20 protein-coding genes are annotated in these 25,514 nt (G+C 71.8%); 13 read left to right on the forward strand and 7 right to left on the reverse strand.

Annotated features, from left to right (window positions below):
• Window positions 1-14: 14 nt before the first annotated feature.
• On the forward strand, window positions 15-710 hold the full coding sequence (locus tag JYA75_RS23225) for a GNAT family N-acetyltransferase (RefSeq protein ID WP_072634754.1): 696 nt from the start codon (window positions 15-17) through the stop codon (window positions 708-710).
• Window positions 711-738: 28 nt separating this feature from the next.
• Window positions 739-1,767, forward strand: coding sequence for a glutathione S-transferase C-terminal domain-containing protein (locus JYA75_RS23230; RefSeq protein WP_050034876.1), 1,029 nt, complete (start codon window positions 739-741; stop codon window positions 1,765-1,767).
• Between the two features lies 1 nt (window position 1,768).
• Here JYA75_RS23230 and JYA75_RS23235 read toward each other — a convergent pair whose 3' ends face one another.
• Together JYA75_RS23235 and JYA75_RS23240 are read right to left on the reverse strand one after the other, a co-directional pair.
• Window positions 1,769-2,170, reverse strand: coding sequence for a VOC family protein (locus JYA75_RS23235; protein WP_050034875.1), 402 nt, complete (start codon window positions 2,168-2,170; stop codon window positions 1,769-1,771).
• On the reverse strand, window positions 2,167-3,024 hold the full coding sequence (locus tag JYA75_RS23240; protein WP_203329433.1) for an AraC family transcriptional regulator: 858 nt from the start codon (window positions 3,022-3,024) through the stop codon (window positions 2,167-2,169). Before JYA75_RS23240 ends, JYA75_RS23235 begins: the two co-directional genes overlap by 4 nt.
• A gap of 116 nt (window positions 3,025-3,140) precedes the next feature.
• Here JYA75_RS23240 and JYA75_RS23245 point away from each other — a divergent pair, with 116 nt between their 5' ends.
• The 6 genes from JYA75_RS23245 to JYA75_RS23270 all read left to right on the forward strand — a co-directional run bounded on the left by JYA75_RS23245 (window position 3,141) and on the right by JYA75_RS23270 (window position 14,455).
• Complete coding sequence (locus tag JYA75_RS23245) at window positions 3,141-3,890, forward strand: hypothetical protein (protein WP_029542508.1); 750 nt, start codon at window positions 3,141-3,143, stop codon at window positions 3,888-3,890.
• 1 nt (window position 3,891) lies between these two features.
• Window positions 3,892-4,731: an alpha/beta hydrolase gene (locus JYA75_RS23250; RefSeq protein WP_161995674.1), complete on the forward strand. Its 840-nt coding sequence runs from the start codon at window positions 3,892-3,894 to the stop codon at window positions 4,729-4,731.
• A gap of 43 nt (window positions 4,732-4,774) precedes the next feature.
• Window positions 4,775-5,866 carry an ABC transporter ATP-binding protein gene (locus tag JYA75_RS23255; RefSeq protein WP_050034873.1) on the forward strand — a complete coding sequence of 364 codons (1,092 nt, stop codon included), beginning with the start codon at window positions 4,775-4,777 and terminating at the stop codon, window positions 5,864-5,866.
• Window positions 5,863-6,648 carry an ABC transporter permease gene (locus JYA75_RS23260; RefSeq protein WP_006938729.1) on the forward strand — a complete coding sequence of 262 codons (786 nt, stop codon included), beginning with the start codon at window positions 5,863-5,865 and terminating at the stop codon, window positions 6,646-6,648. The genes JYA75_RS23255 and JYA75_RS23260 overlap by 4 nt, the downstream gene beginning before the upstream one ends.
• 125 nt (window positions 6,649-6,773) lie before the next feature.
• Window positions 6,774-10,574: an ABC transporter ATP-binding protein gene (locus JYA75_RS23265; protein WP_206003468.1), complete on the forward strand. Its 3,801-nt coding sequence runs from the start codon at window positions 6,774-6,776 to the stop codon at window positions 10,572-10,574.
• 107 nt (window positions 10,575-10,681) lie between these two features.
• On the forward strand, window positions 10,682-14,455 hold the full coding sequence (locus JYA75_RS23270; protein ID WP_168579383.1) for a multifunctional oxoglutarate decarboxylase/oxoglutarate dehydrogenase thiamine pyrophosphate-binding subunit/dihydrolipoyllysine-residue succinyltransferase subunit: 3,774 nt from the start codon (window positions 10,682-10,684) through the stop codon (window positions 14,453-14,455).
• A gap of 118 nt (window positions 14,456-14,573) precedes the next feature.
• On the opposite strand, the gene JYA75_RS23275 is transcribed toward JYA75_RS23270, so the two are convergent.
• Entirely contained in the window at window positions 14,574-15,206 is a 633-nt protein-coding gene (locus JYA75_RS23275; protein ID WP_203329434.1) for a TetR/AcrR family transcriptional regulator, read from the reverse strand.
• A gap of 71 nt (window positions 15,207-15,277) precedes the next feature.
• Here JYA75_RS23275 and JYA75_RS23280 point away from each other — a divergent pair, with 71 nt between their 5' ends.
• From JYA75_RS23280 to JYA75_RS23290, 3 genes are read left to right on the forward strand one after another with little or no spacing between them, the layout of a single operon-like run.
• Window positions 15,278-16,861 (forward strand): NAD(P)/FAD-dependent oxidoreductase, encoded by a 1,584-nt coding sequence (locus JYA75_RS23280; RefSeq protein WP_161995677.1) that lies wholly within the window; start codon window positions 15,278-15,280, stop codon window positions 16,859-16,861.
• Window positions 16,858-17,685 (forward strand): SDR family NAD(P)-dependent oxidoreductase, encoded by an 828-nt coding sequence (locus tag JYA75_RS23285; protein ID WP_006938739.1) that lies wholly within the window; start codon window positions 16,858-16,860, stop codon window positions 17,683-17,685. The genes JYA75_RS23280 and JYA75_RS23285 overlap by 4 nt, the downstream gene beginning before the upstream one ends.
• A gap of 10 nt (window positions 17,686-17,695) precedes the next feature.
• Entirely contained in the window at window positions 17,696-18,613 is a 918-nt protein-coding gene (locus JYA75_RS23290; protein ID WP_185713671.1) for an alpha/beta hydrolase, read from the forward strand.
• On the opposite strand, the gene JYA75_RS23295 is transcribed toward JYA75_RS23290, so the two are convergent.
• The 4 genes from JYA75_RS23295 to JYA75_RS23310 all read right to left on the reverse strand — a co-directional run bounded on the left by JYA75_RS23295 (window position 18,572) and on the right by JYA75_RS23310 (window position 22,515).
• Window positions 18,572-19,525 carry a glycine betaine ABC transporter substrate-binding protein gene (locus tag JYA75_RS23295; RefSeq protein ID WP_050034870.1) on the reverse strand — a complete coding sequence of 318 codons (954 nt, stop codon included), beginning with the start codon at window positions 19,523-19,525 and terminating at the stop codon, window positions 18,572-18,574. The two genes, JYA75_RS23290 and JYA75_RS23295, sit on opposite strands and share 42 nt — an antisense overlap.
• A gap of 80 nt (window positions 19,526-19,605) precedes the next feature.
• Window positions 19,606-20,799: an NADP-dependent malic enzyme gene (locus JYA75_RS23300; RefSeq protein WP_029542499.1), complete on the reverse strand. Its 1,194-nt coding sequence runs from the start codon at window positions 20,797-20,799 to the stop codon at window positions 19,606-19,608.
• Window positions 20,800-21,244: 445 nt separating this feature from the next.
• Window positions 21,245-21,664: a hypothetical protein gene (locus JYA75_RS23305; protein WP_203329435.1), complete on the reverse strand. Its 420-nt coding sequence runs from the start codon at window positions 21,662-21,664 to the stop codon at window positions 21,245-21,247.
• Window positions 21,661-22,515, reverse strand: a complete 855-nt coding sequence (locus JYA75_RS23310) for a PHP domain-containing protein (protein WP_006938750.1) — start codon at window positions 22,513-22,515, stop codon at window positions 21,661-21,663. Before JYA75_RS23310 ends, JYA75_RS23305 begins: the two co-directional genes overlap by 4 nt.
• A 123-nt stretch (window positions 22,516-22,638) precedes the next feature.
• Between JYA75_RS23310 and corA the strand changes: the two genes are divergently transcribed.
• Entirely contained in the window at window positions 22,639-23,706 is a 1,068-nt protein-coding gene (gene corA, locus JYA75_RS23315) for a magnesium/cobalt transporter CorA (protein ID WP_029542492.1), read from the forward strand.
• A complete protein-coding gene (locus JYA75_RS23320; RefSeq protein ID WP_203329436.1) occupies window positions 23,697-25,511 on the forward strand; it encodes a hypothetical protein in 1,815 nt (604 codons plus the stop codon). Before corA ends, JYA75_RS23320 begins: the two co-directional genes overlap by 10 nt.
• Window positions 25,512-25,514 lie beyond the last annotated feature (3 nt).

The following is a 25,514-nucleotide window of genomic DNA, read 5'->3' on the forward strand; positions in this document are numbered from 1 at the left end:
TCTACGGTAGCGCCGTGGACGGACATCTCCTGGACATCGTGCGGCTGGCCTGGTGCCGCGAACTCGGGCTCGACGACGGAGCGCTCGCCGCGCCGGGACGGGTGACGCGGGTGGACGACGCGTCCGCGCTGGTCCGGGTGCTGCGCCTCGGTGAGGCCACCGCGGTGGTGGGTCCGAGCTGGGCGGTCGAGGCCGTCGCGGCGGTGCCCGACGCGGAGCTGGACGCGTCGGCGTTGCTCGACCTGACCCGCGGCCGCGCGGTGCGCAGCCACGCGCTGAGTTACTGCGCCGACTGGGTCGACGCGACGCGGGTGCGCGATCCGCTGATCTCCCACGAGGTCGACGATCTCGCGGAGCTGTTGCGGCGCTGCCCACCCGACGACGCGACCGAGGCGGGACTCGAGAATGTGAACGGGGAGGCCTCGTCGTTCGTGCTGCTCGACGACGACCACCGGCCGCTGTCGGGGGCGGTGTACCGGGAGGTGCAGTCGATCCTGGCGGACGTGACGGCACTGACCGTGCCGGAGCACCGCCGGATCGGTCTGGCGGCGACGGTCGCGACGCTCGCGACGCACGACGCGCTCGACGCCGGGCTGATCCCGCAGTGGCGGGCCCGGCGCGACAACACCGCGGGCCGTGGCCTGGCCGCGGTGCTGGGATACACCGAACTGGGTACCCACACCTCGGTGGCCGTACCGGCTAGCGTCTGAACGGGCCGCACCGAGCGAAGGGAGCCCTGTGAACAAGCACTCCGGAGGCGACAGTGACGGGTATGTCACGCCCGGCGCCGAGTACAGCCGCGACACGCACTACATCACCACGCGCATCACCGCCGACGGGCGCGACGGGTATCCGGTGGAGGCGGGCCGGTACCGGCTGATCGCCGCCCGCGCCTGCCCGTGGGCGAATCGCACGCTCATCGTGCGCCGGCTGCTGGGGCTCGAGGACGCGCTGTCGCTGGGGTTGTGCGGGCCCACGCACGACGAGCGCAGCTGGACGTTCGATCTCGACCCGGGCGGGGTGGATCCGGTGCTGCAGATCCCGCGGTTGCAGGACGCGTACTTCGCCCGGGACCCCGAGTACCCACGGGGCATCACGGTCCCGGCCGTCGTGGACGTGCCCACCGGCCGGGTGGTCACCAACGATTACGCGCAGATGACCCTGGACTTCTCCACGGAGTGGACGGCGCTGCACCGCGACGGCGCCCCCGACCTCTACCCGGAGCCGTTGCGCGACGAGATCGACGAGGTGGCCCAGCTCGTCTACCAGGACGTCAACAACGGCGTGTACCGGTGCGGGTTCGCCGGGTCGCAGCGCGCGTACGACCGCGCCTTCGACCGGCTGTTCGCGCGGCTGGACTGGCTCGAGGAACGGCTGAGTTCGCGCCGGTACCTGGTGGGCGAGACGATCACCGAGGCGGATGTCCGGCTGTTCACCACGCTGGCCCGCTTCGACGCCGTCTACCACGGGCACTTCAAGTGCAACCGGGGTCTGCTCTCGTCGATGCCGGCGCTGTGGGGGTACGCCCGGGACCTGTTCCAGACGCCGGGCTTCGGCGACACGATCGACTTCGTGCAGATCAAGGAGCACTACTACATCGTGCACGCCGACATCAATCCGACGCAGATCGTGCCGAAGGGCCCCGACCTGAGGGGGTGGCTGACGCCGCACGGCCGGGAAGAGCTGGGCGGCAAGCCGTTCGGTGACGGCACGCCACCGCCCCCGCCGCGGGCGCAGGAGGCGGTGCCGGCCGGTCACGGCGCGTGATTCACGCGCCCGGATAGGTTCCGAAGCTCCAGTACACCCCCTGCGGGTCCCGGCACGTGAAGTCGTGTGAGCCGTAGTCGGTGTCGTGCAGGGCGACGACGATCGTGGCGCCCGCGGCCACGGCGCGTTCGTGCAGCGTGTCGACGGCGGTGGCATCGGGGGCGACGAGGTAGATGCAGCCGGTGCCGGCGGGCGTCTCGATCGGGCCGCCCCGACCGGCCGAGCCGAGCATGACGCCGCCGCCGTGCGGCCATCTCAGCTCGGCGTGGTCGACGCGGTCGCCGTCGCCGTAGACGGCGTTCTCGGTGAAGCCGAACGCGTCGACGAGGAAGCGGATCGCCGCCCGGGCGTCGGTGTAGGAGAGGCAGGGCCATACGGTTGTGGTGAGTGCTGTCGTGGTCATGTCTGCCAGTGTTCGTCGACGGCCGGGTCGCCGTCTTGGACGATTGGGAACTGCTCGTCGCGCAGCCAGCGCGACGGCGGGACCCCGGCGATCTCGCGCCATTCCCGCGCGAGGTGGGCCTGGTCGTAGAACCCGCACCGGGCGGCCACGTCGGCGAGCACGTGCGGCCCGGGGCTGCGCAGCAGCCGACGGGACCGGTCGAATCGGATCACCCGTGTCGCCTCCTTGGGCCCGACCCCGAACTCGGCGGTGAATCGCGACGTCAGATGCCTTCGGCTCCAGCCGATCTCGTCGGCCAGATCGGTGATCCGCGGACCCGGCGAACGCGGGTCCTGCAGCCTGCGCCACGCGTGCCGCAGACGGGGGTCGATCTCGCCGCGCCCACCGGCGAGGCGCCGGCCGAGCACCTCGTCGAGGACCCGGAACCGGCTCTCCCACGCCCCGGTGGCGGCGATCCGTTCGCCGAGCTCGCGGGCGGCGGCGCCGAGCACCTCCTCGAGGTCGACGACCCAGGCGCCGAGCGCACCGGCGGGCACGCCCAGCAGCACCCGGGCTCCCGCGGGGGTGAGTGCGAGCTGGATGCCGTGCTGGTTGCCGTCGTGGGCGATGGTGACGGCGGTGGTGGCCAGCCCGCTCGCGAGCGCACCGAACCGGCCGGGCCCCTGGCCCGGTGCGGCGGCCCGCGCGAGTTCGAGCGGTGCGCCGATCGTGAGCACGACGGTCAGGTCCGGGGACGGCAGGCCGAGGTGGGTGCCGGGTGCGAATCCCGTCAGCCGGTACCCGTCGTAACCGCGCACGTAGGGACGCAGCGACGGGGCGGGCCGCCGCCGGGCACCGTCCGAGATGCCGGTCACGGTCCCAGGGTAAACAGGGATAGAGGACACGCCCATGGGGTACACGGGGTGAGCAGCCGTGGACTCACGGCGGCGCATGCAGGCCCGGGAGGGCCGGGAGGATCGAGGACGGAACGATGACCGACAGGGTGGGACGCGTGGAGAAGTATCTCGTCACGCTCCTGGACAACGGCAGCAGGCTGCAGGCGCCCGCGGTGGCGCGCTACGTCGAACTGACGCGGCGCGCCCATCCCGGCGAGACTCCGGAGCAGATCATTGCGCGGCTGGAGAAGATCTTCCTCAACGGAGTCACCGGCAGCGGCACGGCGGCGGGCGCCGCCGCGACCGTTCCCGGCATCGGCACGCTCGCATCGATCGCCGCGGTCGGCGCCGAAACCGCGTTCTTCCTCGAGGCTGCCGCGCTGCTGACGCTTGCGGTGGCGTCGGTGCACGGGATCGAACCGCACGAACACGAGCAGCGCCGCGCCCTCGTGCTCGCCGTGGCACTGGGTGAGGCAGGCATGGAGATCGTCGAGCGGGCCACGGGCACGACCGCGAAGACGTGGACGTCGGCGATCACCGGCAAGATCCCCGGCGCCCAGCTGAGGTCCGTGAACAAGTCGCTCGCGCGGACGTTCGTCCGCAAGTACCTCGCCAAGCGCAGCGCCCTCGTGTTCGGCAAGCTGGTGCCGGCCGGGATCGGTGCCGCGATCGGCGGCGTGGGCAACCGCGCGCTGGGCAAGCGGGTCATCGCGAACGCGCGCGATGCGTTCGGCCCGCCGCCGGCGCAGTGGCCGGCGAAGCGTCCGCCGCTCGCCGGACCGGCCACCGGGCCGGACGGCGATCCGAACTGGCAGGCGCTGTCCTCTCCCCTGACCGGCTGGTGAGATGTCCGCGGGCACGGTGTTCGTGCGCGAGAGCGGATCCGGCCCGCGCACCGTGGTCCTCCTGCACGGATACTCCGATCACGGGGGCACCTGGTGCAAGGTGGCCCCGGCCCTGGCCGAACGCCACCGGGTCCTGACCGTCGACCTGCCGGGGTTCGGCCGGAGCGCCGGGCACTGGCGGGCGCCGGTACTGGACCACTACGTCGACACCGTCGCCGACGTGATCGCCGACTGCCGGGATCCGGTTGCGCTGATCGGCAATTCGCTGGGAGCGGTGACGTCGCTGGCGTTCGCGTCGACGTATCCGCGCCGGGTGGACGGCGTCGTACTCGCCGACATGCCGGGGATGGCCGGCATACCGCGCAGCTGGCTGGGCGGAGCGCGGCTGCCGTTGGACATGGTGTCGCGCGCGCTGTCCCGGCCCGTGCCGCCGGCGCTCGTGCAGTTCGCCGTCGCCGCCCTGTACACCCGCGCGGCGCTGCACCGCCCGGACCGGCTGGGCGGCGACACGCGCACCGCGTTCGCGGCGAACTACGCGACGCGGCGCAGCATCGAGACCATGCTGGCCGTCGGCCGGGCCGTGATCCCCGAACTGGGCCGGCTGCCGATTCCCGAGATGGTGAACTCCCTGACCGTGCCGGCGCTGCTCGTGTGGGGCGAGCGGGATCTGATCACCCCGGCGCGCGCCGCGGGCCGGGTGAACACCGGGGCCCGGCGACGGGTCGCGATCATTCCGGACGCCGGGCACTGCCCGCAGCTCGACGCCCCGAGCGAATTCCTCGAACTGGTGCTTCCCTTCCTCGACCGGTCCTTCTCCCGGTCCGCCGCGCCGGGCACGTAGGCTCGCGGGGTCCGAGCAGGGGCCCACACCAGGGAGGGTATCGATGACAGCGCCGTTCCCGACGGGGCCGGTCGCCGGCGCCGGGTACGCGAACGCGGCCGCGCCGCCGCCGGGCATCGCCGTGCAGGGGCTGAGCAAGACCTTTCGCAACGTGCCGGCGGTGTCGGACCTGTCGTTCTCCGTCCCGCCGGGATCGATCACGGGATTCCTCGGACCGAACGGCTCCGGGAAGACGACGACCCTGCGGATGCTGCTCGGTCTGGTGCGCCCGACGGCCGGTGCCGCGCTCGTCGACGGGATGCCCTTTACCTCGCTGCCGCAGCCGGCGCGGGTGGTCGGTGCGGTGCTGGACGCGCAGAGCTTCCATCCCAAGCACACCGCCGGAACCCATCTCGACGTGTACGCCGCCGCGATCGGCGTGCCGGCGGCCCGGGTGCGGCACGTTCTCGACCTGGTCGGGCTCGGCGCGGCCGCCCGACGGCGGATCGGCGAGTTCTCCCTCGGCATGCGGCAGCGGCTGGCCCTGGCCACCGCGCTGCTCGGCGAACCGCGCTACCTCGTGCTCGACGAACCGGCGAACGGCCTGGACCCCGAAGGCATGGCCTGGCTGCGCGACTTCCTGCTCGGCTACGCGCGTTCCGGGGGCACCGTGCTGATCTCGAGCCACATCCTGCGGGAGGTCGAGCAGACGGCCGACCGTCTGGTGATCATCAGCCGCGGCATGCTCGTGCACCAGGGCACGACGGCGGACCTGCGGCACGCGCACCGCGCGCGGGTCCTCGTCGCCGCCTCCGACCCGGCCCGCCTGGCGACGGCGCTGGCCGCGGCGGGCCACACCGACGCGCAGGTGCAGCCGGACGGCCGGCTCGCGATCGTCGGGGTGGAGCCCGAGCGCGTCGCGGCGCTCGCCGCCGGACACGGCGTGACGGTGTTCGGGACGAGCGTCGAGCACGCCGACCTCGAACAGGTGTTCCTGGCGATGACGGCCGGGCAGTACGTGGGGGCCGCGCCGGGGTGGGGCATGCAGGGGCCGACGCCCCCGCAGCAGCCGCCCTACCCGGGACAGTTCCCGCCGCCCGGGCCGTTTCCGCCCGGGCAACAGCATTCGCCGACCGGCTGGGAGGGACCCCGATGACCGCGTTGCTGACGGCCGAGTTCCGCAAGGTCCTGGGCCTGCGCTACTGGTGGATCCTCGGCATCACCCCGGTGGTGGTGGGCCTGTTCTCCGGTGCGCTGACCCTGCCGATCCTCGGCACGCTCGAGAGCCTCGTCGGCGAGAGCTTCGCCGAGACCGCCGCCGCCGCGATCGGGGTGAGCGTCGCGCTCGCGCTGGTGTTCCTGTTCGCGGCGCTGTTCGGGGTGGTCAACACGGGCAGCGAGTTCCAGCACCGCACCATCGTCACCAGTTTCCTGACCACCCGCGGCCGCGACGGAGTGATCGCCGCCAAGCTGACGACGGCGGTCGCGTTCGGGCTGCTGTACTGCGTGGTGGTCGAGGCCGTGTCGATGCTGACCATCCTGATGTTCGGCGGTGGTCTCGCCGGTGACGGCTCGGGTGCGGGCAGTGTCGCCGCGGTCCTCGGCGCCGGCCTGTTCGCCGCGATGCTGTGGGCCCTCATGGGCGCCGGGCTCGGCCTGCTCACCGGGTCGACGGCCGGCAGCGTCCTGGCGATCACCGCCTGGATCCCGTTCGGGGAGCTGATCGTCTCGCTGATCCTCGACGGCCTCGGGGCGGGCGCACTCGCCCGGCTGCTGCCCGGGCAGCTCACCTGGTACACGGTCTTCACCGTCATCGACCTGCCCGAGGAGGTCGACCCGGCCGTGACGTGGCCGGCGGCGCCGCTGGGGCTGCTCGGCTGGACCGCGCTGATCTGCGGCCTCGGCTGGTGGCGCACCCGGACCCGCGACATCGTCTGAGTCCGACGGCGGTTCTCGCGGCGAAGGGGAGGTTGCTGCGGCATCGATCGAGTGGTGGGCGCAACAACCACCCCCTCGCCGCAGAATCCTCCCGTGTCCCCGGCCGGCGCTAATGTCGGAAGACGATGGCACACGACGCGCGTTCCCCCGGTTGGATCCGTCGGCTGGGCGCGGAGGCCTGGCAGCATCGCCGCGTCGCGCTCGGCGCGCTGACCGTCACCGTCGTCGCCGCACTGATCGACATCACGTTCCCGTTGCTGACCAAGCTGGCGCTCGACAGCGCCACCCACCCCGACGGCCACGACCTGCAGCTGATCGGGCTGGCGGCGGCGGCGATCGCAGTGGGCGCGCTGGTGCGGTTCGGGTGTCAGTACGGCCGGCGGATGCTCGCCGGCCGGCTCTCGCTGGACGTGCAGCACGACCTGCGGCTCGGGCTGCTCGCCTCGCTGCAGCGGCTCGACGGGCGCGGCCAGGACCAGATCCGCACCGGGCAGGTGGTGTCGCGGTCGATCACCGACCTGCAACTCGTCCAGGGCCTGCTGGCGATGGTCCCCATGTCGGCCGGGGCGCTGTTGCAGTTCGCGCTGGCGCTGGTGATCATGGCGGTGCTCTCGCCGCTGCTGACCCTCGTCGCCCTCGTCACCGTCCCGGTGATCGCCGGGGTGGTCGCCGTCGTCCGGCCCAAACTGTTCGCGGCGACGTGGTCGGCGCAGCAACGCGCGGCCGACCTGGCCCAGCACGTGGAGGAGACCGTCACCGGGGTGCGGGTGGTCAAGGGGTTCGGGCAGGAGGCCCGCGCCGTGGACCAGCTCGAACAGCACGGCCGCGCCCTCTATGCCGAGCGCATGCGCGCCGCCCGGATCAACGCCACGTTCGCCGCCCCGATGGGTGCCATCCCGCAACTCGGGCTCGTCGCCGTGATCGCGCTCGGCGGCTGGCTGGCCCTGCAGGGCACCGTCACCGTCGGCACGTTCCTCGCGTTCGCCGCCTACCTGGCGACGATGACCGCGACGACGCGCACGCTGTTCTCGGTGGTGATCATGGCGCAGCTCTCCCGCGCCGCGGTCGAGCGGGTGTACGAGGTGATCGACACCGAGCCCGACGTCGCCGACCCGCCGCATCCGGTGCCGCTGCCGGACGGGCCGCTGGGGCTGGTCCTCGACACGGTGACGTTCGGTTTCGAGCCCGGCCGGCCCGTGCTCGACGGTCTCGACCTCGAACTGGCGCCGGGCGAGACCGTCGCCGTGGTCGGCTCCGCCGGCTCCGGCAAGACGGCGATGTCGCTGCTGCTGCCCCGGTTCTACGCCCCCGAATCCGGCGCCGTGTACGTCACCACCGCCGACGGCGACAGGATCGACGTCGCCGCCCTGCGCGCCGAGCACCTGCGCGAGGCGGTGAGCCTGGTGTTCGACGAACCGTTCCTGTTCTCGGACACGATCGCGGCGAACATCGCGCTGGGCCGGCCCGAGGCGAGCGCCGAGGAGATCCGCGCCGCCGCGCGGGCGGCGTGCGCCGACGAGTTCGTCGAGGCGCTCCCCGACGGGTACGACACCGTCGTCGGGGAGCGCGGTCTGACGCTGTCGGGTGGGCAACGGCAGCGCGTCGCGCTCGCCCGGGCGCTGCTGCTCGACCCCCGGGTGCTGATCCTCGACGATGCGACCTCCGCGGTGGACACGGAGACGGAGGCCGCGATCTTCGCGGCGCTGCGGGCGCGCCCGAAGCGCACCACGCTGATCCTCGCGCACCGGCGGTCCACGCTGTCGCTCGCCGACCGGGTCGCGGTGCTCGACGGCGGTCGCGTCGTCGACTCCGGGACCGTCCACGAACTCGAGGCGCGCAATGCCCTGTTCCGGGCCCTGCTCAGTGGCGCCGAGGACGAGACGCCGAAGCCGGACCGCGCCGACGGGTACGGCGTCGAAGCGTTGTGGCCGGAGGCGGCGCCCGACTCCGATCCGGCCGCGGTCCGGGCGGCCGCGCCGCAGGCGGGGCCGGGCGGGGGTGGCCGCGGCGGCGGTCCGATGAGCGGCGCCCTCGGGTCGATCGCCCCCACGCCGGCGCTGCGCCGGGCGGTCGAGGCGTTGCCCCCGGCCACCGAGCACCCCGGGCTGGACACGGCACAGCTGCGGCGCCCCGACCCCGAGTTCCGCCTCTCCCGGACGCTGCGGCCGGTGCGGGGGCTGCTGGCGGCGGTGGTGCTGTGCCTGGCGGTCGAGTCGCTGACGTCGATCGCGTTCCCGTCGATCGTGCGTTACGCCGTCGACCGCGGCGTCACGCCGGGCGAACCCGCGCGGCTGTGGGCGGCCACCGCCGTGGGCGCCGCGCTGGCGCTCCTGGCCTGGCTGGTGGTCGCGGTGCTCACCGTGCTCACCGCCCGCGCCGGCGAAAGGGTGCTGTTCGGGTTGCGGGTGCGCAGCTACGCGCACCTGCAGCGGCTGGGTCTGGACTACTACGAGCGGGAGCTGTCCGGCCGCATCATGACCCGGATGACCACGGACGTCGACGCGCTCTCCTCGTTCATCCAGACCGGGTTGTCCACCGCGGTGGTGAGCGTGCTGACGCTGGTCGGGATCTCGGTCGCCCTGCTCGCCACCGACCTCACCCTGGGGCTGGTGGCGCTGGCGGTGGTGCCGCCGCTGCTCGCGGCGACGCTGTGGTTCCGGCGGGTCTCGTCCACGGCCTACTCGGTCTCCCGCGAACGCATCTCCCTGGTCAACGCGGACTTCCAGGAGAACGTCACCGGGCTGCGGGCGGCCCAGGCCTACCGCCGGGAGGAGTTCGCGGCCCGCCGGTTCGCCGAGCGCGCCGATGCGTACCGGCGCAGCCGGATGCGCTCCCAGCGGGCCATCTCGCTGTACTTCCCGTTCATTGCGCTGCTGTCCGACCTCGCGCTGGCCGCGGTGGTGTTCGTCGGAGCCCGGGAGGTGGCCTCCGGGGCGACGACCGCGGGCGTGCTCGTCGCGTTCGTGCTCTACCTCGGCCTGCTGTTCGGTCCCATCCAGCAGTTGTCGCAGGTGTTCGACGGCTACCAGCAGGCCCGGGTGGGGCTGCGCCGGATCGGCGACCTGCTGCGCACCGAGAGTTCCCTCGAGACGGGCGGCACCGGCACGGTGCCCGTCCCGGGACACCTGCGCGGCGACGTGCGCCTCGACGACGTCGGGTTCCGCTACGCGGGGGCCGACACCGACGCGCTCACCGGCGTGGACCTGCACTTCCCCGCCGGCTCCACGGTGTCGCTCGTCGGCCGCACCGGAGCCGGCAAGTCCACGATCGTCAAGCTGCTGGCCCGGTTCTACGATCCGACGTCCGGCTCGGTGCGGGTCGACGACGTCGACCTGCGCGGGTATCGCCTGCCCGAGTACCGCGCCCGGCTCGGCGTCGTCCCGCAGGAGGCGCACCTGTTCACCGGCACCGTCGCGAGCAACATCGCCTACGGGCGGCCCGACGCGGACCGCGCGGACATCGAGGCCGCCGCACGCGCGGTGGGGGCCCTCGACATGATCGCCGGTCTGCCCGGCGGCATGCTGCATCCCGTCGGCGAGCGCGGGCAGGGCCTGTCCGCCGGGCAGCGTCAGCTCGTGGCGCTGGCCCGGGCCGAACTCGTCGATCCGGACCTGCTGCTACTCGACGAGGCCACCGCGACGCTCGACCCGGGCACCGAACGGGCGGTGCTCGCGGCGGGCGAGTCGGTGACCCGCAGCCGCACCGCCGTGGTGGTGGCCCACCGGCTGGCCACCGCGGCACGCTCCGACCTGGTCGTCGTGGTCGACGGCGGGCGCATCGTGGAGACCGGATCGCACGACGCACTGCGGCACGCCGGAGGCGTGTACACGACCCTCTGTGATGCGGCCCAAATGCGGGCAGGGAATAATCGGCTGTCGAGAACCGTCGTCGATGGGGATCCCATCGAATCAGAGATTGTGAGGTAGGTCTCGACCGTGGCAGAGCTTTTTTGTTCGTCACAGCCGCGGGCTAGCCTCATATACATAGGCACTCCGATCGGGTACCGAAGAAAGAAACGAGGCGAACAACTGCCGTGAGCAGCAGCTCTACTTCCCAGTTCGGACAGAACCAGTGGTTGGTTGACGAGATGTACCAGCGGTTCCAGGACGATCCGTCGTCCGTGGACGCCAGCTGGCACGAATTCCTGACGGACTACTCCCCGGAGGCGGCGGTCGCGGGTGGCGCGAACGGCGCCACGCAGACCCAGCGTCCGGCGCAGAGTTCCGCCCCGACCTCCACCGAATCCGCCCCCGCCTCGAAGGCCACCCCGGCCCAGGCTCCGCCGAAGGCCGCTACTGCCCCGGCGAAGCCCGCACCGGCACCCAAGGCGGCTCCCGCTCCGGAACCGGCCAAGCCCGCCGCCGCCAAGCCGGCCCCCGCGAAGCCCGCCGCGCCGGCCAAGCCGGCCCCCGCGAAGCCCGCCGCGCCGGCCACCCAGGAAGAGTCCAAGGTTCTCCGTGGCGCTGCCGCTGCCGTCGCGAAGAACATGAACGCCTCGCTCTCGATCCCGACCGCCACCAGTGTGCGCGCCATCCCTGCGAAGCTGATGGTCGACAACCGGATCGTCATCAACAACCACCTCGCCCGTACCCGCGGCGGCAAGGTGTCGTTCACTCACCTGCTCGGCTACGCCATCGTGCAGGCGGTGAAGGCGTTCCCGAACATGAACCGCCACTTCGCCGAGATCGACGGCAAGCCGAACGCGGTCACCCCCGCGCACACCAACCTCGGCCTGGCCATCGACCTGGCCGGCAAGGACGGCAACCGTTCGCTCGTCGTCGCCGCGATCAAGAACTGCGAGTCGATGAACTTCGCGCAGTTCTACTCCGCGTACGAGGACATCGTCCGTCGTGCGCGCGACGGCAAGCTCACCGCCGAGGACTTCTCCGGCGTCACCATCTCGCTGACCAACCCGGGCGGCATCGGCACCGTGCACTCGGTACCGCGGCTCATGCCGGGTCAGGGCACCATCATCGGTGCCGGTGCGATGGAGTACCCCGCCGAGTTCCAGGGCGCCTCGGACGAGCGCATCGCCGAGCTCGGCGTCGGCAAGCTGATGACGCTGACCTCGACGTACGATCACCGCATCATCCAGGGCGCGGAGTCCGGCGACTTCCTGCGGACCGTCCACAACCTGCTGATCAGCGACGATTTCTACGACGAGATCTTCCACACGCTGCACATCCCCTACGAGCCGGTCCGCTGGCGCAAGGACGTGCCGGAAGGTGCGGTCGACAAGAGCACCCGCGTCCTCGAGCTGATCGCCGCCTACCGCAGCCGCGGCCACCTGATGGCCGACACGGACCCGCTGCAGTTCGTCAAGGACAAGTTCCGGTCGCACCCGGACCTCGACGTCACCACGCACGATCTGACCCTGTGGGACCTCGACCGCGAGTTCAACGTCGGCGGCTTCCACGGTCAGCAGCGCATGAAGCTGCGCGACGTGCTGTCGGTGCTGCGCGACGCCTACTGCCGCCACGTCGGCGTGGAGTACACCCACATCCTCGATCCCGAGCAGCAGCAGTGGCTGCAGGAGCGCGTCGAGGCGCACCACGTCAAGCCGACCGTGGCGCAGCAGAAGTACATCCTCAGCCGCCTCAACGCCGCCGAGGCGTTCGAGACCTTCCTGCAGACCAAGTACGTCGGCCAGAAGCGGTTCTCGCTCGAGGGCGCCGAGTCGGTCATCCCGATGATGGACGCGATCATCGACCAGGCCGCCGAGCACGAGCTCGACGAGGTCGCCATCGCGATGCCGCACCGCGGCCGCCTGAACGTGCTGGCCAACATCGTCGGCAAGCCGTACTCGAAGATCTTCACCGAGTTCGAGGGCAACCTGAACCCGGCCGCCGCCCACGGCTCCGGCGACGTCAAGTACCACCTCGGCGCCGAGGGCAACTACATCCAGATGTTCGGCGACAACGACATCAAGGTGTCGCTCACGGCGAACCCGTCGCACCTCGAGGCCGTCAACCCGGTCCTCGAAGGCCTCGTGCGCGCCAAGCAGGACATCCTCGACAAGGGCGAGGGCGGCTTCACCGTCATGCCGCTGCTGCTGCACGGCGACGCCGCGTTCGCCGGCCAGGGCGTCGTGGCCGAGACCCTCAACCTCGCGCTGCTGCGCGGCTACCGCACCGGCGGCACCGTGCACATCGTCGTCAACAACCAGGTCGGCTTCACCACGGCCCCCGAGCACTCGCGGTCGTCGGAGTACTGCACCGACGTCGCGAAGATGATCGGCGCGCCGATCTTCCACGTCAACGGGGACGACCCGGAGGCGTGCGTGTGGGTGGCCCGGCTGGCCGTGGACTTCCGGGAGAAGTTCAACAAGGACGTCGTCATCGACATGATCTGCTACCGCCGTCGCGGCCACAACGAGGGCGACGACCCGTCGATGACGCAGCCGGCGATGTACGACGTGATCGACACCAAGCGCAGCGTCCGTAAGAGCTACACCGAGTCCCTCATCGGTCGTGGCGACATCTCGCTCAAAGAGGCCGAGGACGCGCTGCGCGACTACCAGGGCCAGCTCGAACGGGTCTTCAACGAGGTCCGCGAGCTCGAGAAGTACAAGCCGGAACCGTCGGAGTCGGTCGAGCTCGACCAGACGCCGCCGGCGAAGCTGACCACCGCGGTCGACAAGTCGGTGCTCGAGCGGATCGGCGACGCGTTCGTGAACGTCCCCGAGGGCTTCTCCGTGCATCCGCGCGTCAAGCCGGTCGTCGAGAAGCGCCGGGAGATGTCCCGCGAGGGCCACATCGACTGGGCGTACGCCGAGCTGTTGGCGTTCGGTTCGCTCGTCGAGCAGGGTGCCCTGGTGCGCCTGGCCGGTCAGGACTCGCGCCGCGGCACCTTCACCCAGCGCCACGCGGTGCTCATCGACCGCAAGTCCGGTGCCGAGTACACCCCGCTGCAGCAGGTGGCGGCCGAGGGCGGCAAGGGCGGCAAGTTCATGGTGTACGACTCGGCGCTGACCGAGTTCGCGGGCCTGGGCTTCGAGTACGGCTACTCCGTGGGCAACCCGGAGGCGCTGGTGCTGTGGGAGGCGCAGTTCGGTGACTTCGTCAACGGCGCCCAGTCCATCATCGACGAGTTCATCTCCTCCGGCGAGGCCAAGTGGGGTCAGCTCTCCGACGTGGTGCTGCTGCTGCCGCACGGCCACGAGGGCCAGGGCCCGGACCACACCTCGGGCCGCATCGAGCGGTTCCTGCAGCTGTGCGCCGAGGGGTCGATGACGGTGGCCATGCCGTCGACGCCGGCGAGCTACTTCCACCTGTTGCGCCGCCACCACCTCGACGGCATCCGCCGCCCGCTGGTGGTGTTCACGCCGAAGTCGATGCTGCGCAACAAGGCCGCGGTCAGCGACCTCGAGGACTTCACCACCGGCAAGTTCCGCTCGGTGTTCGAGGAGCCGCTGTACGAGAACGAGGGTGGCGACCGCGACAAGGTCACCCGCGTCCTGCTGACCTCCGGCAAGCTCTACTGGGAGCTGAAGGCGAAGAAGGACAAGGAGAAGCGGGACGACATCGCGATCCTGCGGATCGAGCAGCTGTACCCGGTGCCGCGTCGCCGCATCGCCGAGGCGCTCGACCGGTATCCGAACGCGCACGAGTTCTTCTGGGTGCAGGAGGAGCCGGCCAACCAGGGTGCGTGGCCGTTCCTGGGTCTGGCGCTGCCGGAGATGCTGCCCGAGAAGCTGTCGGGCATCAAGCGGGCGTCGCGGCGCGCGATGTCGGCTCCGTCCTCCGGCTCGAGCAAGGTTCACGCGGTCGAGCAGCAGGAGATCCTGGAGAAGGCGTTCGGCCGGTAGTCACCGGCGGTAGCCCCGCGGTTCTCACGCGAGCCGGGTCGTGCCTGCCCTTCGGGGCGGCCGGCCCGGCTCGCGCCGTTTCCGGCCCCCCCGGGACGTGACCGAATGTCACACGCGTTCACTCAGATCGAACCGCTGTGACATTCGGTGCGCCCGCGGCGAGGGCGAGCGCGGGCAGGGCGGCGACGGCGAGGTCGACGAACTCCTCGCGGGTGAGCTGCGGGTCCCGGAGCCAGGCGATCGTCGTGTCCTCGACGAACGCAATCCAGCCGCGCACGGCCAGGGCGACGGCGGGCCCGGCGTCGATGCCGATGCGGGGCAGGTACGCGACGGTGCGATCGACCATGGCGGTGCGTGTGTCCTCGAAGACCTGCCGCATGTCCGGGTCCCCGCTCGCGGTGCCGCGCAGCATCGACAGGTAGGTGTCGCGGTGGTCGGTGACGTAGTCGACGTACGCGACGATCGTGCCGCGCAGCATCTCCATCGGTCCGAGGCTGTCGTCGGGTGCGGTGCGCTCGAGCATGTCCCGGCTGGTGTGCCGGACGAGTTCGACGTGGAAGTCGTGCTTGGACGCGAAGTAGTGGAACAGCAGCCCGCGCGACACCCCCGCCTGGTCGGCGATGTCCTCGACGGAGATCTGCTCGAGCGGCCGTTCGGCGAGCAGTTGCACGCCGAGGTCGACGAGCTGGGCCCGCCGCTCGGCGGGACTCCGCCTGGTGCGCTTGCTGCTGTTGCCCTTCACAGATGCCATGCAAACACTCTTGTTGAATCGCAGTCAACAGGCTATTGACCGGCGCTCAATATGGCCCTACGCTTATTTACATGAGTCTTCCGGTTACAGACACCATCGCCACCGATGCGCACCCGCGTCAGGTCGACACGCTGATCATCGGCAGCGGGTTCGCCGGACTCGGCGCCGCCGTCCGACTGACCCGGGCCGGCAAGGACTTCGTGGTCCTCGAGCGCGGATCGGAGGTCGGCGGCACCTGGCGCGACAACACGTACCCGGGCGCCGCGTGCGACGTCCCGTCCAACCTGTACTCCTACTCGTTCGCCCTCAACCCCGGCTGGACGCGGTCCTTCTCCCCCCAGCCCGAGATCCAGGCCTACATCGCCTCGGTCGCCGACAGGTACGGCGTACGCCGCCGCACCGTGTTCGGGTGCGACGTGCAGACCGTCCGCTGGAACACCGCCACCCACCGCTGGGACGTGCAGACCACCAAGGGTGCGTTCGACGCCCGGATCGTCGTCTCCGCCGTCGGGGCGCTGTGCGAGCCGTCGCTGCCCGACATCGCGGGCATCGAAGGGTTCCGGGGCGAGATCTTCCACTCCGCCCGGTGGAACCACGACGCGGACCTGACCGGCAAGCGCGTCGCCGTGATCGGCACCGGAGCCTCCGCAATCCAGATCGTGCCCGCCATCGCCGGCAAGGTCGCCCACCTCGACGTCTACCAGCGCACCGCTCCCTGGGTGCTGCCTCGCGCCGACCGCGAATACACCCCCGTCGAGCGGCTCGCGTTCCGCCGCGTACCCGGGTTCCAGCGCCTGTCCCGCGCCCTGCAGTACCTCACCCGCGAGACGCAGGTCGTCGGCCTGGCCAAGGCACCGGTCTTCATGAAGCCGCTCGAGCTCGCCGCCCGCGCGCACATCCGCCGCCAGATCACCGACCCCGAGCTGCGCCGCAAGGTCACCCCGAACTTCCGGATCGGCTGCAAGCGGATGCTCATCTCGAACAACTACTACCCCGCGCTGGCCCGGCCGAACGTCGACCTGGTCACCGACGGCATCGCCGAGGTCACCGCGGACGGCATCGTCACCCGCGACGGCACCACCCGCCAGGTCGACGCCATCGTCGTCGCCACCGGCTTCCACGTCACCGACTCGCCCACCTTCGCCGGCATCTTCGGCAAGGACGGCCGCAGCCTCGCGGACGTCTTCGACGCCACCGGCATGCAGGGCTACAAGGGCGCCGCCGTCGCCGGTTTCCCCAACATGTTCTTCCTCGTGGGACCGAACACCGGACTCGGCCACACCTCGATGGTGTACATGATCGAATCCCAGCTGAACTACCTGGTGGACGCGATCGAGACGATCGACCGCCACCGGATCGGCACCGTCGAGGTGCGCCCGGAGGTGCAGGGCGAATACAACCGCAACCTGCAGGACGCCCTGAAGCGCAGCGTGTGGAGCAACGGCGGCTGCGCCAGCTGGTACCTCGACAAGCACGGCAACAACACCACCCTGTGGCCGAGCTTCACGTTCGAATTCCGCCGCATCACCAAGCATTTCGACCTGGACGCCTACCGCAGCGTCGCCGCGGCGGACCTCCCCCCGGTCCCGGCGCAGACGCCGGCGACCGTCCGTGACTCCGACGAGACCGACACCCGGAAGGTGGCAGCGCAGTGAGCGAGTTCGCAGGAAAGGTCGCCGTGATCACCGGCGCCGGATCGGGCATCGGCCGTGCCCTGGCGCTCGAGCTCGCCCGGCGCGGCGCCCGGCTGGCCCTGTCCGACGTCGACACCGCCGGGCTGGACGAGACTGTGCGCCGGGCCCGCGACCTCGGCGCCGAGGTCAAGGCCGATCACCTCGACGTCACGCAGCGCGAGGCGGTGCTCGACTACGCCGACGCCGTCGCCGTCCACTTCGGCCAGGTCAACCAGATCTACAACAACGCCGGCATCGCCTACCACGGCGAGTTCGAACGCTCGGAGTTCAAGGACATCGAGCGGATCATGGACGTCGACTTCTGGGGCGTGGTGAACGGCACCAAGGCGTTCCTGCCCCACGTCGTCGCGTCCGGGGACGGCCACATCGTCAACGTCTCGAGCCTGTTCGGGCTGCTGGCCATCCCCGGTCAGAGCGCCTACAACTCCGCGAAGTTCGCCGTCCGCGGCTTCACCGAGGCGCTGCGCCAGGAGATGCTGGTCGCCCGGCACCCCGTCAAGGTCACCTGCGTGCACCCCGGCGGCATCAAGACGGCGATCGCCCGCAACGCCGCCGTCCCGGCCGGCGACGATCAGGAGTCCTTCGCCCAGTTCTTCGACCGCAAGCTGGCCCGCACCAGCCCGGAGGACGCGGCCCGCACCATCGTCGAGGGCGTGCGCAGGGGCAGGGCCCGGGTACTCATCGGCGCCGACGCGAAGTTCCTCGACGCCTGGGTGCGCGTGGTGGGCCCGTCCTATCAGCGTGTCGTCGCATTCGTCAGTGGCCGCTTCGTGCCGAAGGGCTAGGGTCGCGGTCATGCCCCAGCTCCCCCTGCCCGTCGTGCGGGCCGCGGTGCGGCCGGCCTACCGGCTCGCCCTCAACGCGCGGCTGCCGTACCCCGTCCAGCGCCGGCTGCTCGAGCTCGTCGCGCCGATCCAGACCCTGCCCGAGGGCACGGTGGTGCGGCAGGTCACGCTCGCGGGCCGGCCCGCCGAACGCGTCACCGTCGGCGCCACCGAACGTCCCACCGCGGTCCTGTACCTGCACGGGGGCGGGTACACGGTGGCCTCGCCCGCCACGCACCGGTCCCTGGCCGCGCACCTGGCCGCGGCCTCGGGTTCGGCGGTGTACGTGCTCGACTACCGGCTGGCCCCGGAGCACCCCTACCCCGCCGCACTGGACGACGCGGTCGGTGCGTACCTCGAGCTGGTGACCGAGCACGGCGTGACCCCGCAGACCGCCCCGATCGCCGGCGACTCGGCCGGGGGCGGCCTGACGGTCGCGGCGGCGCGCCGGCTGATCGACCGGCACGGGGTGCGACCCGCCGCCCTGGGGCTGATCGCGCCCTGGGTCGATCCCGCCTCGCGGGACTTCCCCTTCGACCGGGACACGGTCCTCAACGCCGCCTGGATCTCGGCGTCGGCGCGGGCGTATCTCGGCGACCGCGACGCCTCCGACCCCGGCTACGCGCCGCTGCGCGGAGACCTGACCGGCCTGCCGCCGACGCTGATCCACGTCGGCACCGGCGAGATGCTGTACCCGCAGGTCACCGAGTTCGCCCGGAAGCTGCGTGAGGCGGGGGTGGACGTGACGGTCACCGAGCAGCGCGAACTGTGGCACGTGGCCCATCTGCAGGCCGCGCTGGTGGGCGAGGCCGCCGACGCGGTGGCACAGCTCGGCGCCTTCCTGCGCTCACACGTGCTCGGTGAGCCACGCCTGCGCGACGACGGCTGAGTCCTCGCCGCCGCCGATCCGGTCGAGCATCTCGGCCAGGTCGGCGGTGGTCAGCTCCCCCGCGACGAGACTCAGGGCCTCGAGCTGACGTTCCTCGAGGACGTGCTTGCGGAACACCGGGACGACGTTCTGTGCGGTGAACACCGGTGGCTCCGTGCCGGTTCCGGTCTCCGGACCGGATCCGGGCGCGCGGTCCGGCGTATCCTGCAGCGCGACGCCCGTCGCGTCGCGCGCGGCGGCCGAGGCGGTCGTCAGCGCGGCCACGCCCCCGCCGTCCGCGGCCGCGGGCCCCGGCGCGTCGTCGGTTTCGACACGGCCTGGGACGCAGCCTCTTTCGGCCATGTCCCGCAGTCCGTCGTTCTCCTCGAATCCGCCCGTGACCGTCACGGTCAGCTCGCCGCACCGGCCGACGATCCCGGCCAACTCGGTGGTACCGAGCCGGGCGGCGGTGGCGTCGGAGACGAACAGCACCGAACGATCCTGTGCGGCAGCGTAGTCCGTGATCGCCATGTCGTCGGGCAGGGATCGGGCGAGCGCCTCGAACACGTCCTCGGCGTCCGTGTCCGTCGCAGCCGGGGCGAAGTACCGCAACAGCCGTCCGGTGTAGTCCGGCACGAGGGTCACCTCGGCCGCGTCCAGCGCCGCGAGGTAGTCGGCGCGGCCGCCGAGCCCGGTGCGCAGTTCGGTCCGGGTCCCGCTACCGGCCAGGGCGCCCGCGTAGATCCGGGCGAGCAGTTCGCTCGCGGCGTCGTCTCCGGCGCCGACGACCACGGTGGCGACGTCCGTCGACTCGTCGACCACCGACGGCCCGCACCCGGTCAGCACCGCGACGGCGACCACCGGCCCGGCCACCGCCCGAATGAATCCCTCGCCCCGCAGTCCCCGGCTCCTCGCGCTCCACACGATGCCCATCCTCGCGCATCCCCGGAAAGCCGAACGCCCCGGTCCGGAACCTGGGTGCGGGCTCCGGCCGGGGCGTGCGGTCGATCGCGTCAGTCGGTGACGCCCTCGGCCCGCGCCGCGGCCGCGACGGCCTCGGCGACGGCGGGCGCCACCCGCGGATCGAGAGGGCTCGGGACGATCTTGTCCACGGCCAACTCGTCACCGACGACCGAGAGGATGGCCTCGGCGGCGGCGAGCTTCATGCCCTCGGTGATGCGCCGGGCGCCCGCGTCGAGCGCGCCCTTGAACACACCGGGGAAGGCCAGCACGTTGTTGATCTGGTTCGGGAAGTCGCTGCGGCCGGTCGCGACGATCGCGGCGTGCTTGGCGGCGACCTCCGGGTGGATCTCCGGATCCGGGTTCGACAGCGCGAACACGATCGCGCCGTCGGCCATCCGAGCGACGATCTCCTCCGGCACCGTGCCGGCCGAGACGCCGATGAACACGTCCGCGCCGTCGAGGGCCTCGATCAGCCCGCCGTGCCGGCCGGCCGGGTTGGTCCGCGCGGCCAGGTCGACCTTGACCTCGTTCAGGTCGGTGCGCTCGGCCGAGACGATGCCCTTCGAGTCCAGCACGGTCACATCGGCCGCGCCGGCGGCGAGCAGGATGTTCGCGACGGCGACGCCGGCGGCACCGGCGCCGGAGATGACGATGCGCAGGCCGGCCAGCTCGCGGCCCTGCACCTTGGCGGCGCCCTTGAGCGCGGCGAGTGCCACGATGGCGGTGCCGTGCTGGTCGTCGTGCATGACCGGGCAGTCCAGCGCCTCGATGACGCGTCGTTCGATCTCGAAGCAGCGCGGGGCGGAGATGTCCTCGAGGTTGACCGCGCCGAAGCTCGGGCGCAGCCGGATCAGCGTCTCGACGATCTCGTCGGGATCCTTGGTGTCGAGCACCAGCGGGATCGAGTTCAGGCCCGCGAACTTCTTGAACAGGGCGGACTTGCCCTCCATCACCGGCAGCGACGCGCGCGGGCCGATGTCACCGAGGCCGAGCACCGCCGAACCGTCGGAGACGACCACCACGAGGCGGTTGGTCCAGGTGTAGCGGTCGGCGAGGGTCTCGTCGGCCGCGATCGCGCGGGAAACCTGCGCGACGCCGGGCGTGTAGGCGATCGACAGATCGCGCTGCGTCTCCAGGGGTGCGGTGAGCTCGACGGACAGCTTGCCGTCGATATGGCTGCTGAAGATTTCCTCGTCGGTCAATTCGACCTTCCGGGGGGTAGGTGCATCAGACACGATTGACACGATGACACTCCTGCTCGAGCCGGAACCACTCGGGTTCCGGTTACTGCGAAGTAGCTGCGCGACGGACATCCGGCGCAGCGCTTCGCCAAGGACATTTCGGTGAAGCTTCCGGGCGCGATCACGGTTACCGCTGTACAACGCTGTACGACTTCCGGAGCGTGATGGCGCCGAGGCGGGTGAGCCCTGGCGACGAGCCCTCTACAGGGTCTGCCATCTTCGTCCGGCTTCGGGGCGGTGGCACCGACGCCGGATTGAGGAAAAGTTTGCCACCTTCACAACCCAACAATCAAATCGGTATTTCTTGCGAATGTCTCACGTTTTTCCCCGCTCACCTGTGAGTTTGGACAGCCGAGCCGGAATGTCGACCCTGCGATCGGAGCCGTTCCGAGGCAAAAGCCCGAGATGCCGGCCGGTTACCTACCGGTAACGGACGGCGCGCGAAACGTCAGCCCCACCACTGGGTGAACATCAGGACCGCGCCCGTGAGATAGACCACACCGGCGCCCACGGCGGCGGCGAGCCCGCGCCGGCGGTCCGCGAACACCTGCGCGGCCGACGCGACGACCACCGCGACGACGTGCGCGGACAGCGACGCCGAGCCCGGTCCCGGGAAATCCCGCTTGTCGCCCAGGTACTGCGCCGCCCAGACCACCACCGTCAGGACGATCACCGCGCCGCACACCACGCCGGACAGCGCCCGCAGTCCCCGCACGACGAGCCCGTCCCGCCGCGGCGCCCCGCGACCCGGGCGGGACGGCGCCGCCGTGGGGGTGCCGTAGGGGTCGCGGCCGGAGTCGTCGGCGTAGTAGTCGTCGTACCCGTCGGCGCGGTCGTGACGTCGCGCAGGGCGGCCCCAGGTGGTCATCCCGCAAGCACCTCGATCCCGGTGGCACGGGCCGTCAGGGCCTCGAGCGCCTCGGGGTCCGTCGTGTACCGGCCGAGGGAGACTTTCTTGTTGCCGCCGTGGTAGTCGGACGACCCGGTCACGAACAGGTCGAGCTTCGCCGCCATGTCCCGCATGAGCCTCGCGTCGGCCGGATCGTGGTCCGGATGGTCCGCCTCGAGGCCCCCGAGGCCCAGCTCGGCGAGCTCCTCGATGTGGTCGAGCGCAAGCAGCCGCCCGCGCGAGCGGGCACGGGCATGCGCCACGACGGTGACGCCGCCGGCCGCGGCGACCATGCGCACGGCGTCCGACAGCGGCGTGTCCGCCTTGGTGACGTAGTAGCGGCCCCGCGACGAGAGCAGGTCTGCGAAGGCGGCGTCGATGCTCGGGACGACACCCGCCTCCACCAGCGCACGCGCCAGGTGGGGTCGGCCGGCCACCGGGCCGGCGGCGGTGACGATCCGTTCGGGGTCGACGGGCAGCCCGTCGTCGGCCATCCGCTCGGCCATCGCCCGGATGCGGGCCACCCGCTCCGCCCGCAGGCGCTCCCGCTCGACCGCGAACGCCTCGTCCCGCGGGTCGAACAGGTACGCGAGCAGGTGCACCGCCACGGGCCGGCCGTCCTCGCCGCGCCCGGTGCACGACATCTCCATGCCGCGGATCAGCCGCAGTCCCCCGGGCAGGGCGTCGGCCGCAGCGTCCCAGCCGGCGGTGGTGTCGTGGTCGGTCAGGGCGACGACGTCGAGCCCGGCCTCGGCGGCGGCGCGGACGAGCCCCGCCGGGGTGTCGGTCCCGTCGGAGGCGAGCGAGTGGGCATGCAGGTCGATACGCACCCCACCAGTGTGTCAGGTGCCGTCGCGCAGCCCCGGCGGCCGGCCCGGGGCGGGTTAGCATGACGCAGTGACGGCCCGGACCCGCCCGGTGCGGGCCGGAGCGTGCCGCGCGGAAGGGAACCGATGCCGAACCTGCCCTCGCACTCGTCGCGACGCACCGGCGCCGCGGCGCCCGCCCTGCGGATCCCCGCCGAGCGGGCCGTCGTGGACTGCGCCGTCTACGTCGACGGCATGCGGCTGCCGGGCCGTTACGCCCACGGCGCGGCGCTCGCGGAGGTGCGCCGCCGCGGCGCCGGCTTCGTGTGGCTCGGCCTGCACGAGCCCGACGAACAGCAGATGACGAGCGTGGGCCGCACGTTCGGCCTGCACGAGCTGACGGTCGAGGACGCCGTGCACGCACATCAGCGGCCCAAGCTCGAGCGCTACGACGACGTGACGTTCCTGGTGCTGCGGACCGTGAACTACGTCGAGCACGAGTCGGTGACCACGACCAAGGAGATCGTCGAGACCGGCGAGATCATGCTCTTCTGCGGCCGGGACTTCGTCGTGAGCGTCCGCCACGGCGACCACTCGGCGCTGGCGGACGTGCGGCATCGGCTCGAGGCGGCCCCGGAGCGGCTGGCGCTGGGGCCGTCGTCGGTGCTGCACGCCGTCGCCGACCACGTCGTGGACACGTACCTCGCCGTGGTCGACGCCGTGCAGCCGGACATCGATGACCTCGAGGAACTGGTGTTCACGCCCGACACCCGCATCGCGGTGGAACAGATCTATCTGCTCAAGCGGGAGATCGTGGAGTTGCGGCGGGCGGTGCTCCCCCTCGCGACGCCGCTGCGCCAGCTGACCCGCGGCGCGGGCAATCCGGTGCCCAAGGAGGTCCGGCGCTACTTCCGGGACGTGGCCGACCATCACACCAAGGTGGCCGAGCGCATCGCGGATTACGACGAGACGCTGAGCACTCTCGTCGATGCCGCGATCGCGAAGGTGACGGTGCAGCAGAACACCGACATGCGCCGGATCTCGGCATGGGTGGCGATCGCGGCCGTACCCACGATGATCGCCGGGATCTACGGGATGAACTTCGACAACATGCCCGAACTGCACTGGGAGCACGGATACTTCGTGGTCATCGGGGCCATCGTCGCGATCACCGTCGGCCTGTTCGTCACGTTCCGCCGCAACAAATGGCTCTGATCACCGCGGCCCGGGAGCGCCTCGCGCCGGTCTCCCCCGACGGGCGCACACCCGGCCCGGCGGTGCTCGCGGCGGCACTCGTCCTGATCGCCCTGCAGCTGACGGTGCGCTCGCTGCTCGCCTTCCGCGGGGAGTTCTACTGGGACGACCTGATTCTGGTCGGACGCTCGGGCATGCACCCGCTGTTGTCGTTCGAACTCCTCGGCTACGACCACGACGGCCATCTCATGCCGGGTGGGTTCCTGGTGGCCGGCGTCGTCACGGCCCTCGCGCCGCTGCAGTGGTGGCCCGCAGCGGCGACGCTGGTGGCCGGCCAGGCGCTGGCGTCGCTGGCCGTGCTGCGCGTGCTGTGGTTGCTGCTGGGGCCGCGGCCGGCGCTGCTCGGCCCGCTGCTGTTCTACCTGTTCACCCCTCTGACGCTGCCGTCGTTCGCGTGGTGGGCGGCGGGGCTGAATTCGCTGCCACTGCAGGCGGCCCTGGCGTGGGTGGCCGGCGACGCGATCCGGATGGTGCGCACCGGCCGGATCCGCTACGCGCTGAGCGGGACGGCGGTCACCGTCGTCGCGCTGCTGTTCTTCGAGAAGTCGGTGCTGGTGCCGGCGGTGGCGTTCGCGACCGTCGCCCTGATGTACCGGCTGGACGGCCGCCGCCGGCCGGTGCGCACCGCGGCGGTGCGCGGGGCGCCGCTGTGGCTCGGCTCGGCGCTCGCCCTCGCCGGGTGGGCAGCCGCCTACCTGTCGCTGGTCGAGTCCCGGTTCGGGGCGCCCACGGCCGACATGGTGCGCGGGCTGACGCACCACGGCGTCTCGTTCGGGGTGCTGCCGACCCTGCTGGGCGGGCCGTGGCGATGGGACCGCTGGAATCCGGGCCCGCCGTGGGCGGATCCGCCGGCCGGGCTGGTCGTGGCGGCCTGGGCGGCGGTGCTCGCCTTCCTGGTGTGGTCGCTGCGGCGGAACCGGCGCACGGGCTGGGTGTGGGCCGCGACGGCCGTCTACGTGGCGGCCTCGACGGCCGCGATGATCAGCACCCGCTTCGGTCCGGACACGACGTACGAACTGGCGCAGACCCTGCGCTACCACACCGACACGGCCGTCGTCGTCGCGATCGCCGCGGCGCTGATCCTGCGCGCTCCGTCGCGCGGCGACGCGCCCCCCGCACAACCGGCACGACGGCTCGTCGCGGCCGGGTGCGCGGTCACCTTCGCGGCGAGCAGCCTGTGGTCGACGGCGACGTTCGCCCGCACCTGGGCCGACAACCCCACCGGCGCGTACCTGGCCGCCGCGAAGTCCGCGCTCACCGCGCGGCCGGACGTGCCGATCCTCGATCATCCCGTCTCGGTGTGGGTGCTCCTGCCGGTCACCCACCCCCACAATCTGCTCAGCCGCGTGTTCTCGCCGCTGCCGGGACGCGCCGAGATCGGCGCCGTCACCCCCGAACTGCAGGTGCTCGACGACGGCGGACGGCTGGTGCCGGCGGGTCTCGTCCCGGTGCGGCACGTGCTGCCCGGGCCGGTGCCCGACTGCGGGCATCTGCTCACCGCGTCGACGACGACCGTGCTCCCCGCCGACACCGCGCTGGTGGGCGGGGAATGGACGGTGCAGCTGAACTACCGTGCCTCCGCGGACGGCGAGATCGAGGTGGGCTTCCCCGCCGCGCCACGGGTGCGGGTGCCGGTCACCGCGGGACTGGGCACGGTGTACGCGCGGGTCCCGGGCGCGGGCACCGGGCTGCAGGCCCGCTCCGCGTCGGCCGGGCTCGACGTCTGCCTCGCCGGTGGCCCGATCGGGGTCGTCGTGCCCCGCTGACGG

Source organism: Rhodococcus sp. PSBB066, assembly GCF_017068255.1.
Lineage (GTDB): Bacteria > Actinomycetota > Actinomycetes > Mycobacteriales > Mycobacteriaceae > Rhodococcus > Rhodococcus aetherivorans.